Genomic DNA, 15,018 nt, shown 5'->3' on the forward strand with positions numbered 1-15,018 from the left:
GTGGCAGCTGTGGATCCATCCGAAGAGCTCAAGTCCCTCGAGCAGACCATGGGGTCGATCGAGGCCGTCCTCGACCTCGACAAGATGCGAGCGGACATCGCGCGTCTCGAGGAGGAGGCCGCCGCCCCCGACCTCTGGGACGACGTCGACAACGCGCAGAAGATCACCGGCCGGCTCTCCCACCTCCAGGGCGAGCTGCGTCGCGTCGAGGCGCTGCGCGGCCGGATCGACGACCTGGGCGTGCTCTTCGAGCTCGCCGAGGCCGAGGACGACGCGGACACCCGCGCCGAGGCCGAGGCCGAACTCGTCGCCATCCGCAAGGCGGTGGACGAGCTGGAGGTGCGCACCCTCCTGTCCGGCGAGTACGACGCCCGCGAGGCGCTGGTCAACATCCGCGCCGAGGCCGGCGGGGTGGACGCCGCCGACTTCGCCGAGCAGCTGATGCGGATGTACCTCCGCTGGGCCGAGCGGCACCACTACGCCACCGAGGTCTACGACACCTCCTACGCCGAGGAGGCCGGCATCAAGTCGGCGACCTTCGCCGTCAAGGTGCCGTACGCCTACGGCACCCTCTCCGTGGAGCAGGGCACCCACCGCCTGGTCCGGATCTCGCCCTTCGACAACCAGGGCCGTCGGCAGACCTCCTTCGCCGGCGTCGAGGTGCTCCCGGTCGTGGAGAAGAGCGACCATGTGGAGATCGACGAGTCGGAGCTCCGGGTCGACGTCTACCGCTCCTCGGGCCCGGGCGGCCAGGGCGTCAACACCACCGACTCGGCGGTGCGGATCACCCACCTCCCGACCGGCATCGTGGTCTCCTGCCAGAACGAGCGCTCGCAGATCCAGAACCGCGCCTCGGCGATGAACGTCCTCCAGGCCAAGCTGCTGGAGCGGCGCCGCCAGGAGGAGCAGGCCAAGATGGACGCCCTGAAGGGCGACGGCGGCAACTCCTGGGGCAACCAGATGCGCTCCTACGTCCTCCACCCGTACCAGATGGTCAAGGACCTGCGGACGGAGCACGAGGTCGGCAACCCGCAGGGCGTGCTGGACGGCGACATCGACGGCTTCATCGAGGCCGGCATCCGCTGGCGGAAGCAGCAGGAGCAGGAGAAGGCCGGCGCCTGACGGGCGGCATCGAACGGGTCCTGCCGCTTGTGTCCAAGGCGTGAAGCCCTGCCCGGCAGAACCGGACAGACCAGGACGCGGCAGGCGTACCGAAGTTGACGCCGGGTCGGCTCGCCACGCAAGCTGGCGCGCGATTCACGTATACACGTGCGGTCGTTGCGGCTCCGGGGGGCTTGCGGGTCGCGGACTGCTGAAAGGGGCGGTTGTGTCAGCTCGTCACAGGAAGGTCGTGCACGACGGCAAGGGGCGGAGCACCCGCATCGCCGCTGCCGCGCTGGTGCTCGGCGGTGCCGGACTGACGGTCACCGGAGTCGCCACCTCGGCGAGCGCCTCGACCGGCGCCACGGCCCCCCAGATGAACTCCGACCAGATGGCCGACGACGCCTCCTCGCCGAGCGCGAGCGCGAGCCCGAGTTCTCAGGGCCTCCTCGGCGGTGTGGTCGGCGGACTGGTCGACGGATCCTCCTCGGCCTCCTCGTCCTCCTCCTCCGGCTCGTCCACCGCCTCGCCGAGCGACGGCGGAAGCGGCGCGGTGAGCGTCACGGTCGGCGGCTCGGGCAGCCCGAGCGCCTCCGCCAGCCCCTCGACCGGCGCCGGCCATGGCCACCGGAAGAGCTCCGCCTCGCCGAGCCCCTCGGCCTCCTCGTCCTCGTCCTCCTCCTCGGCGGCCGCCTCGGCGTCCGGCGGTGGGGCCACCATCGAGCCGGTGGTCCAGCAGATGCCCAGGCAGACGCTGGCCGAGACCGGCGCCGGCGACGGCATCCCGTGGATGGTGGGCGGAGGGGCGGCCCTGGTGCTCGGCGGAGCCGTGTTCCGGTTCGGCCCCCGCCGCGTCGGCTAGCCCGCCGAGAGCGGGGTCTGGAGAACGCGAGCGTGCCCCGGCGGCTGCGGAGAGTGAATCGTCCGCAGCCGCCGGGGCACGCTGTCTGTGGTCAGGGCCCGGCGGCGGGGCTACGCGAAGGCGTGGCGCATTATCAGCGCGGCCGCGATCAGCGCGGCTATCAGCGCGATCAGTGCTGCGGGGGAGAGAGAGGAGAAGAGCCCGCGCTCCTCTTCCATGCGCTGCCGGTTCGCCCGGCAGACAGGGCAGCGCCCCTCGCTGACCGGCCCCGAGCAGTTGGCGCACACCAGTCGGTCGTACGTCATGTGATCTCCTCCTCCGACCAGTCAACTCCGTGGATCACCGAGAGGTTCCCCTCTTGGCGACCACTTGACCCGGAGTAATCCGGTTCTTCCTCCACTCTGCCACGCCGGCCCGCATCCGACGTGCTTACCGGGGAGTGAGAACACGGTGCGAACACCGTTCGGGCACAGCGGCTCCTGTGATGGTTCGCACGCTGCGACCCGGGGTTTTCCCGGCCGCCGGGATGAATTGTCCGATTTGCTAGGGGGATTTCCCCCGGCGCGACTGCGGACGCGCGTCCGGTTCGCGTATGGTCTGGCAACCGGGACGCCGAGACCGCACGGTCCGCGGTGGACCAGAGGCCGTACCTGTCCGTCCGGGTGGCCCCCCGGAGCCGCCCCCTAGACTGGCCAACCGTGATGCAGCCGTGATCAGATTCGACAACGTCTCCAAGACCTACCCGAAACAGAACCGTCCGGCCCTGCAGGACATCTCCCTGGAGATCGAGAAGGGCGAGTTCGTCTTCCTGGTCGGTTCGTCGGGTTCCGGCAAGTCCACCTTCCTGCGGTTGATCCTCCGCGAGGAGCGGCCGTCCCTCGGGGCGATCCACGTCCTGGGCAAGGACCTGGCCCGGCTGTCCAACTGGAAGGTGCCGCAGATGCGGCGCCAACTCGGCACGGTCTTCCAGGACTTCCGTCTGCTGCCGAACAAGACCGTGGGCCAGAACGTGGCCTTCGCCCTTGAGGTGATCGGCAAGCCGCGCGGCACCATCCGCAAGGTGGTCCCCGAGGTGCTGGACCTGGTCGGTCTCTCCGGCAAGGAGAACCGCATGCCGGGTGAGCTCTCCGGCGGTGAGCAGCAGCGGGTGGCGATCGCGCGGGCGTTCGTCAACCGGCCGATGCTGCTGATCGCGGACGAGCCCACCGGAAACCTGGACCCCCAGAACTCCGTCGGCATCATGAAGCTGCTGGACCGGATCAACCGGACCGGCACCACCGTCCTGATGGCCACCCACGACCAGGCCATCGTCGACCAGATGCGCAAGCGCGTCATCGAGCTGGACACCGGGCACCTGGTCCGCGACCAGCACCGCGGCGTCTACGGCTACCAGCACTGAGCCGGCCAGGCGCCCCGAGTCCCCCCGTCCTCTCACAGCTTTAGGAAGTCATGCGGGCACAGTTCGTCATGTCGGAGATCGGCACCGGTCTCCGACGAAATCTGACGATGACCATCGCGGTCGTCGTGAGCGTGGCGCTCTCGCTCGCGCTGGCGGGAGCGGCCCTTCTCCTTCGAGACCAGGTCAACTCCATGAAGGGGTACTGGTACGACAAGGTCGAGGTCTCGATCTACTTCTGCAACAAGTCGGACGTCAGCTACAACGTGGCCACCTGCCACGGCGCGAAGTCGACCACCCAGCAGGTCAACGCGGTCAAGTCGGAACTGCTCAAGTCCCCGCTGGTGGAGAAGGTCTACTACGAGAGCCAGGAGCAGGCCTACGTCCACTTCAAGCAGCAGTTCCCCAACTCGCCGCTCAGCAGCGACCTGACGCCGGACCAGCTGCAGCAGTCGCTGCGGGTCAAGTTGAAGGACCCGGCCCAGTACGGGACCGTCACCCAGCTGGTCTCCGGCCAGTCGGGGGTGGCGAACGTGCAGGACCAGAGGGTGATTCTGCAACCCCTCTTCAACCTGCTCAACGGGCTCCAACTGGCCGCGCTGGTGGTGATGCTGATCATGTTCGCGGTGGCGCTGCTGTTGATTGTGAACACGGTCCGGGTCTCGGCCTTCAGCCGAAGGCGGGAGACCGGGATCATGAGACTGGTCGGCGCCTCCAACTTCTACGTCCAGGTGCCGTTCATCGCCGAGGCCGCGTTCGCCGCGGTGCTGGGCGCGGTGCTGGCCTCCGCGCTGCTGGCGGTGGCGAAGTACTTCCTGATCGACAACTTCCTCAGCAAGCAGATCCAGCTCTTCCAGTTCATCGGCTGGGGCCCCTTCTTCCAGGTGGTGCCGCTGCTGCTGGTGATCGGCGTGGCGATGTCCGGCGTGGCCGCGGCGCTCACCCTGCGCAAGTACCTGCGGGTCTGATCACTCGAACGAGTCAGCCGGCGACGCCCCGGGCGCGGAGGATTCCGCTCCGGGGCGTCGCCGTTGTCCTACACTCGCGGGCATGTCCGGTAGCCCGCCCGCGCCGTGCCGTCGACGGTTTCGCCAAAGCGCTGTGCTGGCACTCGTGTTCGGCGCCGTGGTGGCGACCGGCTCGGTCACCGGCGCATGGAGCGAGGCGCAGTCCGTGAGCGGCGGCCGCGCCCTCGCCGACGCCTCCGACGCGGCGGACGCGGCCGACACCGCCTCGGCCGCCGAGCTCTCCGGGCTCAGTCCGGAGGAGGCCCGGAGGTGGGTGGCGGGCAGCGGCGACCGCTGGGCCGCGTACTACGACCCGCAGCAATACGTGGGACTCGAACAGCAGTTGGCCGGCGAGTACGTCGGGGTCGGCCTGTGGGTGGAGCGGATCCCCGGCGGCGCGGGCGGCGGCGCGGCCGGTGGCGGGATAGCGGTCACCCGGGTGCAGGCCGGCGCCCCGGCCGACCGGGCCGGGATCCGGGTCGGCGACCGGCTGCTCTCGATCGACGGCCAGGCGGTCTCCGCCCTCCCGGTCACCGAGGTGGTCTCGCGGCTGCGCGGGGTCGGCTCCCCGAAGCCGGACGGCAGCACCGTCGTCCTCGGGGTCGGCGGCGCCTCCGGCAGGGGCGCGGTGCGCAGGGTGACCCTCCGGCGGCAGCTGCTGGACGCGGACGACGTCGTGGTGGACCACCCGGCCCCCGGGATCACCCGGATCGACGTCACCGCCTTCAGCCAGGAGGTCGGCGACGAGGTCACCGCGGCCGTCCACCAGGTCGCCGCGGAGGCCGGTGCGGGTGCGGGTGCGGCTGCGGATACGGCTGCGGGGAGCGGGACCGGCGGCTCCGCGCCCGGCGAGACCACGGGCGAGGCGCCCGGCGACGCCCCGGACGCCGGCCCGGGCACGGCCGGGGCGCCCGCCCGGGCGCCCGCCCGGGCGCCCGCCTGGGCGAGGGCGGCCACCCGGCCGCCGGGCCCAGGGGCGCCGAGGGCGCCGGCAAGGCGGAGGGAAGGGCCGCGAAGAGCGGGGCGAGAGCGCCGGTCCGGGCTCTGGGCGGCGACACCGCAGGCCCAGGGATCGCCCGGAACGCGGGGCCCGAGGCGGCGCCGAAGCCCTCCCGAACCGCCGGCACCGGCACCGCCGGCACCGCGGGCACCGCCACCACCGCCGCCACCGGCACCGCCGCCACCGCCGCCCAGCATCCCCCCGGCATCCTCCTCGACCTGCGCGGCAACTCCGGCGGGCTGCTGGCCGAGGCCGTCGAGGTCGCCTCCGCCTTCCTGGACGGCGGCTCCGTCGGCACCTACCGGACGGCCACCGGCAGCGCCCCGCTGACCGCGGGCACCGGAGGGGACACCACGACCCCGCTGGTGGTGCTGGTCGACGGCGGCACGATGAGCGCCGCCGAGCTCCTCACCGGCGCACTCCAGGACCGGGGGCGCGCGGTGGTGGTCGGCGCGCAGACCTTCGGCAAGGGCACCGTCCAGGAGCCCGTGCAGCTGCCCGGCGGCTCGGTTGTCGAGCGCACCGTCGGCCGGTACACCACGCCCGACGGCCGCTCACCGGACGGCACCGGGATCACCCCCGACGTCCCGGTCCCGGCCGCGGACGGCCCGGCGGCGGCCGAGCGGGCCGCCGTGTCGGTGCTGGACGGGATGCGTGCGGCGCTTCCCGCCGAGCGGGGAAACTGAGCTGCCCGCGGTGCCCCGGAGGTGCGAGAATGGCCAGCACCATGGCGAAGCAGGGCAGTAGCAAGAAGAGCAAGGACGATCCCAGGAACAAGCTGATCGCCCAGAACAAACGGGCGCGGCACGACTACAACATCCTGGACGAGTACGAGTGCGGTCTGGTGCTCACCGGCACCGAGGTGAAGTCGCTGCGGCAGGGGCGGGCGTCCCTGGTCGACGGCTTCGCGGAGATCTCCGGTGGCGAGGCCTGGCTGCACAATGTGCACATCAACGAGTACGCGCAGGGCACGTGGACCAACCACGCCGCCCGCCGCAAGCGCAAGCTGCTGCTGCACAGGTACGAGATCCAGAAGCTCGACCAGAAGCTGAAGGAGTCCGGCTACACGCTGGTGCCGCTCTCCCTCTACTTCAAGGACGGCCGGGCGAAGCTCAACCTGGCGCTGGCCCAGGGCAAGAAGGCCTACGACAAGCGGCAGACGCTGCGCGAGAAGCAGGACAAGCGGGAGACCGCCCGCGCGGTCTCCGCGGCCCGCCGCCGGCAGGGCGGGTCGGCACGCTGACCAGGCGTCAAGCGCGTCCCCGGTCGGCGGGAATGCGCTGGACTACCGGGGCGTTGGCCCGTAGCATGGTCGACGTACCGGACCCTCCGGGGGCGGTGCGGCTCATTGAAAACACCACATGGGGATGATCGGTTTCGACTGGGGTTGCCACTCCAGGGGAAGCGAGCCGAGGAACGCGGCAATGATCTCGTTAACCACGGGCCGCAAACCAATAATCGCCAACACCAAGCGCGATTCCTTCTCCCTCGCCGCCTGAGCGAGCTTAGAAGGTGTCAGACCGGGTAAGTTCCCGCCCCGGATCCTGGCATCAGCTAGGGAACTCCACCTATCGACCCGGTCACGGGGCCGGTAGGGACATCACACAGTGACTGGGCCCGTCGGCGGCTTGTCCGCGTGACCGCCGGGGCCGAGTAACAGCACAGCGGACTGCGCTCGGAGAAGCCCTGTTGTCGTACCACAGGACGCGGGTTCGATTCCCGCCATCTCCACTGATCACCATGTGTCGACGGCCTCCGTCCCGCGCAAGCGGGCCGGAGGCCGTCGTGTTTCCCGGGCTCAGTCGGTGGTGAGCTCGGTGAGGTGGCCGTCGGTGGAGCGGAGGCCGAGGCCGGCGATGATCAACGCCCCGAGCGCCATCAGCGCGGCCATCAGCCAGAAGGCGCCGCGCGGCCCCCAGGCGGTGAGGGCGGAGAGGACCACGTACGGGGCGGCGATGCCGCCGAGGTGGCCGATGCCGTCGGCGACCCCCATCGCGGAGGCGCGGGCCCGGGTCGGGAAGATCTCCGAGGTGTAGATGTAGCCCACGCCCGAGGTGACCAGCAGGACCAGGGCGACCAGGAAGGCGCCGACGACCACGCTGACCGGCCCGGTGCTGGTGGCCAGGACCACCAGCCCCAGGGCGAAGATCACGCCGGAGGCGCCGAGGAGGTACTTCCTCGGCATCCGGCCCAGGAGGAGCAGCGGCAGGGCCGCGCCGAGCGGGAAGGCGATGTCGCCGAGGGCGGTGTAGAGCAGCCCGTTGGGCTCGTGGAGGGAGAGCTTGTCCAGGAGGACGGTCTCGTAGCCGAGGAAGCCGTAGATCCCTATGTAGGTGACCACCCAGAACGAGGTGACGACCAGGAGCCGGCCGCGGTAGGGCGGGCGGAGGAGGTCGCGCAGCGGGAAGCCGGAGGTCTGCGGCTCGGCCGGGACCTCCACCGGGGGCGGCAGGGTCAGGCCGCCGGCGGTCAGCCGGTGCTCCATCGCGGTCAGCGCGGCCTCGGCCGCCGCCTCGTCGCCGTGGACGGCCGACCAGCGCGGGGACTCCGGGAGCTGACGGATCATCAGCGCGGGGATCAGGGCCAGCACTCCGACGCCGATCACCAGCCGCCAGCCGATCGCGCCGAGGTCGAGGAGGCCGAGGGCGATGAACGGGGCGACGGCGTCGCCGACCCCGGCCCAGATGATCATCCGCTGGATGTTGCGGCCGCGCTGGGCGCTCGGCGACAGCTCGGTGATCAGTGTCGCGGAGAGGGTGATCTGGGCGCCGATGCCCATCCCCGCGACGAAGCGCAGCACGGCGAACGAGGTGAGGTCCCAGGCGCAGGCCGAGGCCAGCGAGGCGAGGGCGAGGAGCACCAGGACCAGGCGGAGGGTGCGGCGCCGGCCGATCGCGTCGGCGAGGCCGCCGAAGGCGTAGGCGCCGACGATGTAGCCGCCCAGGCTGGCGGTCAGCGGCACCGCCGAGGCGGAGTCGGAGAGGTGGAAGTGCCCGGTGAAGGCGGGCAGCACCGCGCCCAGGGCGATGATGTCGTAGAAGGCGAAGAAGTAGGCGGCCGCGAAGACCGCCTTGCCCGCGGCCGGCAGCCCCCATCTGGGCAGCCGGTCCAGCCGGGCGTTGAGGGCGGCGATGGCCGGGGCGGCGGCTCCGCTCGCTCTGGTGGAGGCCACTGGCGTCATTGCGGGGGCTCCTTAGGGGTCGGGTGGGTCCCGTCAGGGGCCGCCTCGGCGGCCGTGACGTGACGCAGGCCACCCTGGCCCTAAGCCATGTAGCAGTCCAATATCAGTTTCCCGCCCCAGTCATACCGGATCGCACATAATCCCGCCGGGGCACCAGGGGGACGGCGAGGAGGGCGGCCGCCGCGCCCGCCGCCCAGACCACCGGCCAGCCGGTCGCGGCGAGCATCGGCACGGTCAGCGGGGCCAGGAACCCGGCCGAGAAGACGGTGGTGTTGGCCAGGCCGAGGGCGGTCCCGGACCTTTCCCGGCCCGCGAGTCGGGCGATCTCGGCGTAGGCGACGCCGTGCCAGGAGTTGGCCAGGATCCCGGCCGCGACCAGGGCGCCGAGCACCGCCGCCGGGGAGGAGCCGACCAGCGCGGCCGAGGCGGCCAGCGCCGCCGCGGTGGCCAGGCCGATGACCTGGACGTAACGGCGCCGGGTGCCGGGATGCCGGTCCGTCCAGCGGCCGGCGGCGATCCGGGTCACCGCGCCGGCCGCCTGGACGACGACCACGGCCAGCGCCGCCGTGCCCAGCGAGAGGTGCTGGACGTCGTCCAGGAAGACGCCGGCGAAGGTGAGGACCGCGAACTGGGGGAGGGTCAGCAGACCCGCGGAGAGGGCGAGTCGCCAGATGGGGCGGCTGCGCAGGGGGGAGCGGCATGCGGACGGGGCCGGCGCTGTCGCCGTTCGCGGGTCGGCGGGTTCCTCGCGCGGGGGGCGCAGCCAGCGGTGGGCGGCCGCGGCGGCGAGGAGGCAGAGCAGCGCGAGGGCTCCGAAGACGGCCTGGAAGCCGGAGGCCGGCACGGGTCCGCGCACGGCCAGCCAGGGCAGCAGCGCCGAGCCGACAGCGCCGCCGGCCGGCACTGCGGCCTGGCGCAGGCCCATCGCCAACCCCCGCTGCCCGTCCGGGAACCAGGCCATCACGGCCCGCCCCGAGGAGCCGTTGACCGAGCCGCCGAGCAGTCCGACCAGCAGCAGTCCGCCGGCCAGTACGGGGAGCGGCGGCACCGAGTCGCCGACCGGAACCGCGAGCGCCGCCATCAGTGCGAGCACCGTGCCGGTCGCCGTCAGTCCGGTGAGGAGCACCCGGCGCTCGCCGACCCGGTCGGTGAGGGCGCCCCAGGCGACGTCGGAGACGGCGATGCCGAGCGAGACGGCCCCCAGTGCCAGGCCGAGTCCGCCGTCACTGAGGCGGTAGGCGCCGCGGAGGGCGGTGCCGGTGCTGGGCAGTCCCATGAAGGCGGCGGCCAGGGCGGCCTGGGCGGTGAAGCCCACAGCGAGGATCACCCAGCGGTAGCGGGGGAGGGGGCCGCCGACGGAGCGCCGGGGCTGGGACGCGCCTGCGGCGGTCGGTCGATTCGGTCTGGTCAGAAGGTGGGTCATGCGGTGCCGGCTCCCGGAACGAAAGGGGGGTCTGCCTGCTCGGCCCGGTTTCCGCGGGCCGGCGGCGCACGCTCCAGCCTGCGCCGGAGGGGGCGGGCATCCGGGCCGCGCGGGCCTAATTCAGCCGGTAGGGGGAGGGATTGGGCGTACGTTCGAGATGATGGGGGAGTGACGGAAGGCTGGGACCCCGCCGCAGCGGGGGTGTTGGAGCTGCCCTCGGGACGGCTGGTACGGGGGCGCGGGCTGAGCCGGCCGCTGCCCCCGGGGCAGCTGCCCCAGCTGGGGTTCTACCTGACCGGCCGCCGGCCGGCGACGGTGGAGTGGGAGTCGCGCTGGGTGCGCTGGCCGGACTTCCGGTTGCCTGCGGACCGTGCGGCGGCGACCGAGGCGCTGCGTGAGGCGTGGGCGCGGTCCGCGACCGAGCGGGTCGAGCTGGCCTGCGACGGCGGTCGGGGGCGCACCGGTACGGCGCTGGCCTGTCTCGCCGTGCTGGACGGTGTGCCGCCGGAGGAGGTGGTCGGCTATGTGCGGGAGCGCTACGACCGGTGTGCCGTCGAGACCCCGTGGCAGCGGCGGTTCGTGCGGCGCTTCGGGTAGCCGCGCCCGGGCGCGGAGCTTCCGCGGACGGCGGCGGAGGTCAGCGGCGGGGCGCCCCGACCAGGGCGAGGGCGTCCGGCATGACCCGGCGCCAGAAGCCCTCGGTGTGGGCGCCGGCCGGGAACTGGGCCTCGTCGGCGCGGGTGGCGGCGGCGAGTTCGCGGGCCGCCGGGCAGAACGGGTCCTCGGCGCCGCACCAGACGCCGAGGGTGGCGGCGACCCGTGGCGGGCGGCTGCCCTCCAGCCGCAGCAGCGGCTCGTGGGCGCGCCAGTCGGCCTGGTCGTCGTAGCCGCCGGCGGTGCGGGCGTCGGCCCAGGTCCGGAAGAGCGCCGGACTGAGCAGCGCGACGGCGTCCGGCGGGCGGTCGGCGCGGCCGAGGGCGTACTGCAGGGCTCCGGAGCCGCCCATGGAGATGCCGAGGACGGTGGCGGGCAGCCCGCCGGTGGCGGTGGCGAGACCGCGGGAGCGCAGCCAGCCGGGGAGTTCGTCGCGGAGCATGGCCTGCGGGTCGTCCCCGGGGGTGCGCCGGTGCCAGTAGGTGGCCTCGCCGCCGTCCACGGCGACGATCGCGAACGGGGGGACGCCGGAGCGTACGGCGGCAGCGAGGAAGTGCGGGGTGCCGAGGGCGACCATTCCGCGGGCGTCGGAGCCCCGGCCGTGGAGCATCAGGCAGACCGGGAGGGGCGAGCGAGGGGCGGGGACGCCGCCGGTCTTCCCGCCGGTGCCGCCGGGCGGCAGCATCACCGCGAGGTCGACCTCGCGGCCGCGGGCCCGGGAGCGGACCCGGTCGACGCCCACCGCCCCGGCTGGGGTGGCCGGCACGGTGCCGTCCGGGCCGGTCATGCCGAGCACCCGGCGCAGTGCCACTCCGCCCGGCAGCAGACCGCCCAGCGCCGCGGCGGCGGCGCCGCCCGCCACGGCGCACAGGCCCGCCGCGCCGCCGGCGCCGGCCAGTAACAGCGTGCGCCGGCGGGACCCCGGACGCTCCTCACCCTCGGACATGCGTTCCCCCCTCGTCGGGGGTGATCGTAGCGACCGGGTGACCGGCCGCGGGGGAGGCGGCCCCGGCGAGCCCGGCGGTGGTCCCGGCCACCCCGCGCCGGCGCGGGAGGCGGAGGAAGAAGCCGAGGCCGGCCACGCTCGCCAGGGCCACATAGGCCGAGTACAGCACGGCGTGCCCGGCGTGGCCCGCGGCCGCCGCGAGGTAGGGCGCCGTGCCCCCGAACACGGAGACGGTGAGCCCGTAGGGCAGGCCGATCCCGGTGACCCGGGAGTGCGGGGGGAACTGCTCCGCCATGACCAGCGGCGCCACCGCGCCGTAGCCGCAGTACACGAGCAGGCCCAGGCACTCGATGCCGATCAGCCAGCCCAGCGACCGGGGGGCCAGGGCGAGCAGCGGGACGGTGAGGAGGGCGAAGACGGCGGAGAAACCGAGCAGCAGCGGCCGGGCTCCGACGCGGTCGGCGAGGAGGCCGGTGAGCGGGAGCGCGGCGATGAAGACCAGCTGCGCGATCGTGGTGGCCAGCAGCGCGGAGGAGGCGGTGACGGCGCCGTCCGCGGTGGCGTAGGAGGGCAGGAAGACGACCCAGGTGTAGTACACGATGGTGCCGGCCAGGGTGAAGCCGACCACCCTCAGCAGCGCGGCCGGCCTCCGCCAGGGCGCCCCGCCCCGGGCGCCCCGGGCGGCGGCGGTGTCGCCGGCCCGGCGGCCGTCCTCGGCCGGGTCGTCCGGCGAGTGCCGCGGTTCGGCCAGGTTTCGGCGGAGGACGAACGCGTAGCCGGCCAGCCCGGCGCCGAGGAGGAAGGGGATCCGCCAGCCCCAGGAGTCCATCTGCGCCGATGCGAGCGACCGGGTCAGCACGACGCCGAGGAGGGCCGCGAGGAGGTTGCCCACCGCGTTGCTGACGTAGATCGCGCTGGAGTAGAGACCCCGGCGGCCGGCCGGCGCGACCTCCACCACGTACGCCGACGAGGCCGCGAACTCGCCGCCGGCGGAGAGGCCTTGGCAGAGCCGGGCCAGCAGGACGGTCAGCGGGGCCGCCCAGCCGGCCGCGGAGTGGGTCGGGCAGACGGCGATGAGGAGGCTGCCCGCGGCCATGAACACCATCGACAGGGTGAGGGCCGAGCGGCGGCCGAAGCGGTCGCCCCACCGCCCCAGCAGGAGTCCGCCGAGCGGGCGGGTGAGGAAGCCGACCGCGAAGACCATCAGGCTCTGCAGCAGGGCGCCCGCCGGGTCCCGGGAGTCGAACAGCTGCGGGGCGAAGAACGGGGTGAAGATGGCGTAGACGTTCCAGTCGTACCACTCCAGGACGTTGCCGACGGTGGCGTTCCACAGGCTTCGCGGGCTCGGGGTGGCGGCCGGGAGTGCGGGCGTGGCCGTCGCGGTCATGGCTCTTCCTCTCGGGGACGCGCGGGGGCCGGGGCCCGGGACGCCTCGTCCCGGCCGCCCCGGCCCCCGCGGGGGTGCCTACTCGGTGTGCGCCGCCAGCAGTTCCGCGAGGCCGGCGGTCAGGTCGGGACGCACCGGCGCGTCCTCGGGGTGCCAACTGAGCTTGAGCACCTGGACCCAGGCGTCCGCGCAGGCGATCACCAGCCCGTGGTCGGGATCGGAGCGGACGGTCCCGGGGGCGTGGCCGGGCCCGGCCACCGCGGTCGCGGGCAGGGCCGTGACGGGCAGGGCCGTGACCGGCAGGGCGCGGGCCTCGTGGACGCGCAGCCCGCTGCCGTCGGCGGCGATCAGGGCGCCGGGCTGGGGGTGGCAGGCGCGGACCACTCGCAGCACCTCCTCCGCGTTCCACGACCAGTCGATGGAGGTGTCCGCGACGCCGGGGCCGGAGAAGTAGCTGCGCTCCGCCGGGTCCTGCGGCACGGCCGCCAGGTCCCCCGCGACCAGGCGCGGGACGACCTCCCGCAGCAGCCGCCTGGACTCGCTGAACAGCCGGTCCCGGATCCGCCCGGCGCCCTCCGTGCCGTCCAGCTCCACCGGCCGCTGGGCCAGGATCGGCCCGTCGTCGATGCCCGGGGTGGTGATCAGCGCGGTGACGCCGCCGTGCCGCTCCCCGTTGCGGGCCATCCAGAAGAAGGGCGCCAGACCCGCGTAGCGGGGCAGCGGGCTGGGGTGGAAGTTGACCACCGCGCGGCGGGGGACGTCCAGCACCGGCTTCCGGAGGATCTGCTGGAAGTTGGCGATCAGCAGGTAGTCCGGGGCCAGTTGGGCGAGCGCCTCGACCGTCCCCGGGTCGTTGACGTTCCGCGGGCGGAGCACCGGGACCCCGGCGGCCTCCGCCTGCTCGGCCAGATCCACCGGATCCGGCTCGCCCAGGTAGTAGCCGCACAGCCGGCCGGGGGCCCGGGTGAGCAGCCCCGCCACCTCGATGTCGGGGTGGGCCAGCAGGTCGGTCAGGAACGGCGCCCCGAACTTGGAGTTGACCTCGGAGAGGAGGACGACCCGGGCCGGCCTGGTCACTTCGCCCACCACGCCCGCTCCACGAGCTTCGACTCCCAGGTGAGCGAGTCGAACACGGCGTACCCGGGCTGGACGGGCAGCTGCGCCCGGCCGGGTATCTCCATGATCTCCTGGGCGAGCCGCTCCACCAGGATGCCCTCGGCCAGCGGCGGGCAGGCGCCGAAGATGGGCATCCGCTGCATGCCCACGAACCACTGGTCGAGCATCTCGGTGCCCGGGTACTCGGGCATCTCCGGGATGATCCGCTCCATCAGTCTGCGGGTGGCGGCGGCGTCGATCGGGCCGTTCTCGGGCAGGTCGTAGACCTCCTCCAGGGGCATGGAGTCCTTGGTGTAGGTGAAGACGAAGACCTTGTGTCCCACCGTCGGGATCTTGAACATGAACCGGCAGCGGTCACTGGCGCGGAACGCGCGGTGCAGCGCGTACCGGTTGGCGACCTGGTAGAACTCCATCTGGTCCATGACGAAGTCGCAGCCGGCCATGAAATGCTCGGCGGTGTCCGGGGTAATGCCCTGCGGATAGACGTCGATATTGACGTCCCGGGTCAGGTCGAACGCCATTTCCGCGACGACCTCGGCCTTGTTGCGGCCGACATTGTCCAGCGAGGCCCCCAATTGCCGCTGGATGTTGGCGATGTCGAATTCGTCCGGGTCCGCCAGCTTGAGGTTGCGGGCCCCCATCCGCACCAGCCGGGTGGCGACCGCGCCGCCGATCCCTCCCGTGCCGACGATGCCGATCACCGAGTCCCGGAGCTTCTCCTGGCGCGCGCGCTGCTCTTCCTCCGAGTCGCCGAGCCAGCCGAGGTTGCGGTCGACCCGCTCCCAGTACAGCTTGTCGTCGTACTCGCCCCGGTGCTGGATCACCTTCACGCCCATACCCAAATCAGCCTTTCTCACTTCATTGGACATTTTTCTGCCCTGGGCTCTGACCGGCGAAGTACCACCCTGGGTGAGGGTGGCATCGCTGTGCGATCAGGAAGCTACC

The 15,018-nt window shown here is 73.0% G+C and carries 13 protein-coding genes, 1 other RNA gene and 2 pseudogenes; 9 read left to right on the forward strand and 7 right to left on the reverse strand.

Annotated features, from left to right (window positions below; genetic code table 11):
* Together prfB and BS73_RS24235 are read left to right on the forward strand one after the other, a co-directional pair.
* The gene (gene prfB, locus BS73_RS24230) at positions 1-1,122 is read left to right on the forward strand and encodes a peptide chain release factor 2 (protein WP_037575875.1); all 1,122 of its coding nucleotides are present in this window, start codon (positions 1-3) and stop codon (positions 1,120-1,122) included.
* Between the two features lie 205 nt (positions 1,123-1,327).
* Complete coding sequence (locus BS73_RS24235) at positions 1,328-1,963, forward strand: hypothetical protein (protein ID WP_152617706.1); 636 nt, start codon at positions 1,328-1,330, stop codon at positions 1,961-1,963.
* A gap of 110 nt (positions 1,964-2,073) precedes the next feature.
* Here the strand turns inward: BS73_RS24235 and BS73_RS24240 are convergent, their stop codons facing one another.
* A complete protein-coding gene (locus BS73_RS24240) occupies positions 2,074-2,268 on the reverse strand; it encodes a hypothetical protein (RefSeq protein ID WP_037575884.1) in 195 nt (64 codons plus the stop codon).
* 404 nt (positions 2,269-2,672) lie between these two features.
* On the opposite strand from BS73_RS24240, the gene ftsE reads away from it, so the two are divergent.
* The 6 genes and pseudogenes from ftsE (at position 2,673) to ssrA (ending at position 7,100) form a co-directional block, all read left to right on the forward strand.
* Positions 2,673-3,362 carry a cell division ATP-binding protein FtsE gene (gene ftsE, locus BS73_RS24245; RefSeq protein ID WP_037575887.1) on the forward strand — a complete coding sequence of 230 codons (690 nt, stop codon included), beginning with the start codon at positions 2,673-2,675 and terminating at the stop codon, positions 3,360-3,362.
* Positions 3,363-3,412: 50 nt separating this feature from the next.
* A complete protein-coding gene (gene ftsX / locus BS73_RS24250; RefSeq protein WP_037575889.1) occupies positions 3,413-4,327 on the forward strand; it encodes a permease-like cell division protein FtsX in 915 nt (304 codons plus the stop codon).
* An 82-nt stretch (positions 4,328-4,409) separates the two neighbouring features.
* A pseudogene (locus BS73_RS39885) lies at positions 4,410-4,922 on the forward strand (S41 family peptidase); the annotation flags it as partial.
* A 647-nt stretch (positions 4,923-5,569) separates the two neighbouring features.
* A pseudogene (locus tag BS73_RS39890) lies at positions 5,570-6,052 on the forward strand (S41 family peptidase); the annotation flags it as partial.
* Between the two features lie 41 nt (positions 6,053-6,093).
* The gene (gene smpB, locus BS73_RS24265; RefSeq protein WP_037580860.1) at positions 6,094-6,609 is read left to right on the forward strand and encodes an SsrA-binding protein SmpB; all 516 of its coding nucleotides are present in this window, start codon (positions 6,094-6,096) and stop codon (positions 6,607-6,609) included.
* 120 nt (positions 6,610-6,729) lie between these two features.
* Positions 6,730-7,100, forward strand: a transfer-messenger RNA (tmRNA) gene (gene ssrA, locus BS73_RS35570).
* A gap of 64 nt (positions 7,101-7,164) precedes the next feature.
* Here ssrA and BS73_RS24270 read toward each other — a convergent pair.
* Together BS73_RS24270 and BS73_RS24275 are read right to left on the reverse strand one after the other, a co-directional pair.
* Positions 7,165-8,547, reverse strand: a complete 1,383-nt coding sequence (locus tag BS73_RS24270; RefSeq protein WP_084704319.1) for an MFS transporter — start codon at positions 8,545-8,547, stop codon at positions 7,165-7,167.
* Positions 8,548-8,650: 103 nt separating this feature from the next.
* Positions 8,651-9,874 carry an MFS transporter gene (locus BS73_RS24275; protein WP_051941535.1) on the reverse strand — a complete coding sequence of 408 codons (1,224 nt, stop codon included), beginning with the start codon at positions 9,872-9,874 and terminating at the stop codon, positions 8,651-8,653.
* Between the two features lie 264 nt (positions 9,875-10,138).
* Between BS73_RS24275 and BS73_RS24280 the strand changes: the two genes are divergently transcribed.
* Complete coding sequence (locus BS73_RS24280; protein WP_037575892.1) at positions 10,139-10,567, forward strand: protein-tyrosine phosphatase family protein; 429 nt, start codon at positions 10,139-10,141, stop codon at positions 10,565-10,567.
* Positions 10,568-10,607: 40 nt separating this feature from the next.
* On the opposite strand, the gene BS73_RS24285 is transcribed toward BS73_RS24280, so the two are convergent.
* From BS73_RS24285 to BS73_RS24300, 4 genes are all read right to left on the reverse strand, one after another.
* A complete protein-coding gene (locus BS73_RS24285; protein WP_051940420.1) occupies positions 10,608-11,570 on the reverse strand; it encodes an alpha/beta hydrolase in 963 nt (320 codons plus the stop codon).
* Positions 11,557-12,957: an MFS transporter gene (locus tag BS73_RS24290; RefSeq protein ID WP_051940422.1), complete on the reverse strand. Its 1,401-nt coding sequence runs from the start codon at positions 12,955-12,957 to the stop codon at positions 11,557-11,559. The genes BS73_RS24285 and BS73_RS24290 overlap by 14 nt, the downstream gene beginning before the upstream one ends.
* Positions 12,958-13,035: 78 nt before the next feature.
* Complete coding sequence (locus BS73_RS24295; protein WP_051940424.1) at positions 13,036-14,046, reverse strand: methionyl-tRNA formyltransferase; 1,011 nt, start codon at positions 14,044-14,046, stop codon at positions 13,036-13,038.
* Positions 14,031-14,909, reverse strand: a complete 879-nt coding sequence (locus BS73_RS24300) for a ThiF family adenylyltransferase (protein WP_037575895.1) — start codon at positions 14,907-14,909, stop codon at positions 14,031-14,033. The genes BS73_RS24295 and BS73_RS24300 overlap by 16 nt, the downstream gene beginning before the upstream one ends.
* Positions 14,910-15,018: the final 109 nt, after the last annotated feature.

Source organism: Phaeacidiphilus oryzae TH49 (genome assembly GCF_000744815.1).
Taxonomy (GTDB): Bacteria; Actinomycetota; Actinomycetes; order Streptomycetales; family Streptomycetaceae; genus Phaeacidiphilus; species Phaeacidiphilus oryzae.

Bases quoted from the DNA above. Each gene is read 5' to 3' on its own strand.
- BS73_RS24240 (WP_037575884.1), bottom strand. From the start codon at position 2,268: ATGACGTACGACCGACTGGTGTGCGCCAACTGCTCGGGGCCGGTCAGC.
- ftsX (WP_037575889.1), top strand. From the start codon at position 3,413: ATGCGGGCACAGTTCGTCATGTCGGAGATCGGCACCGGTCTCCGACGA.
- smpB (WP_037580860.1), top strand. From the start codon at position 6,094: ATGGCGAAGCAGGGCAGTAGCAAGAAGAGCAAGGACGATCCCAGGAAC.
- BS73_RS24270 (WP_084704319.1), bottom strand. From the start codon at position 8,547: ATGACGCCAGTGGCCTCCACCAGAGCGAGCGGAGCCGCCGCCCCGGCC.
- BS73_RS24285 (WP_051940420.1), bottom strand. From the start codon at position 11,570: ATGTCCGAGGGTGAGGAGCGTCCGGGGTCCCGCCGGCGCACGCTGTTA.
- BS73_RS24290 (WP_051940422.1), bottom strand. From the start codon at position 12,957: ATGACCGCGACGGCCACGCCCGCACTCCCGGCCGCCACCCCGAGCCCG.
- BS73_RS24300 (WP_037575895.1), bottom strand. From the start codon at position 14,909: ATGGGCGTGAAGGTGATCCAGCACCGGGGCGAGTACGACGACAAGCTG.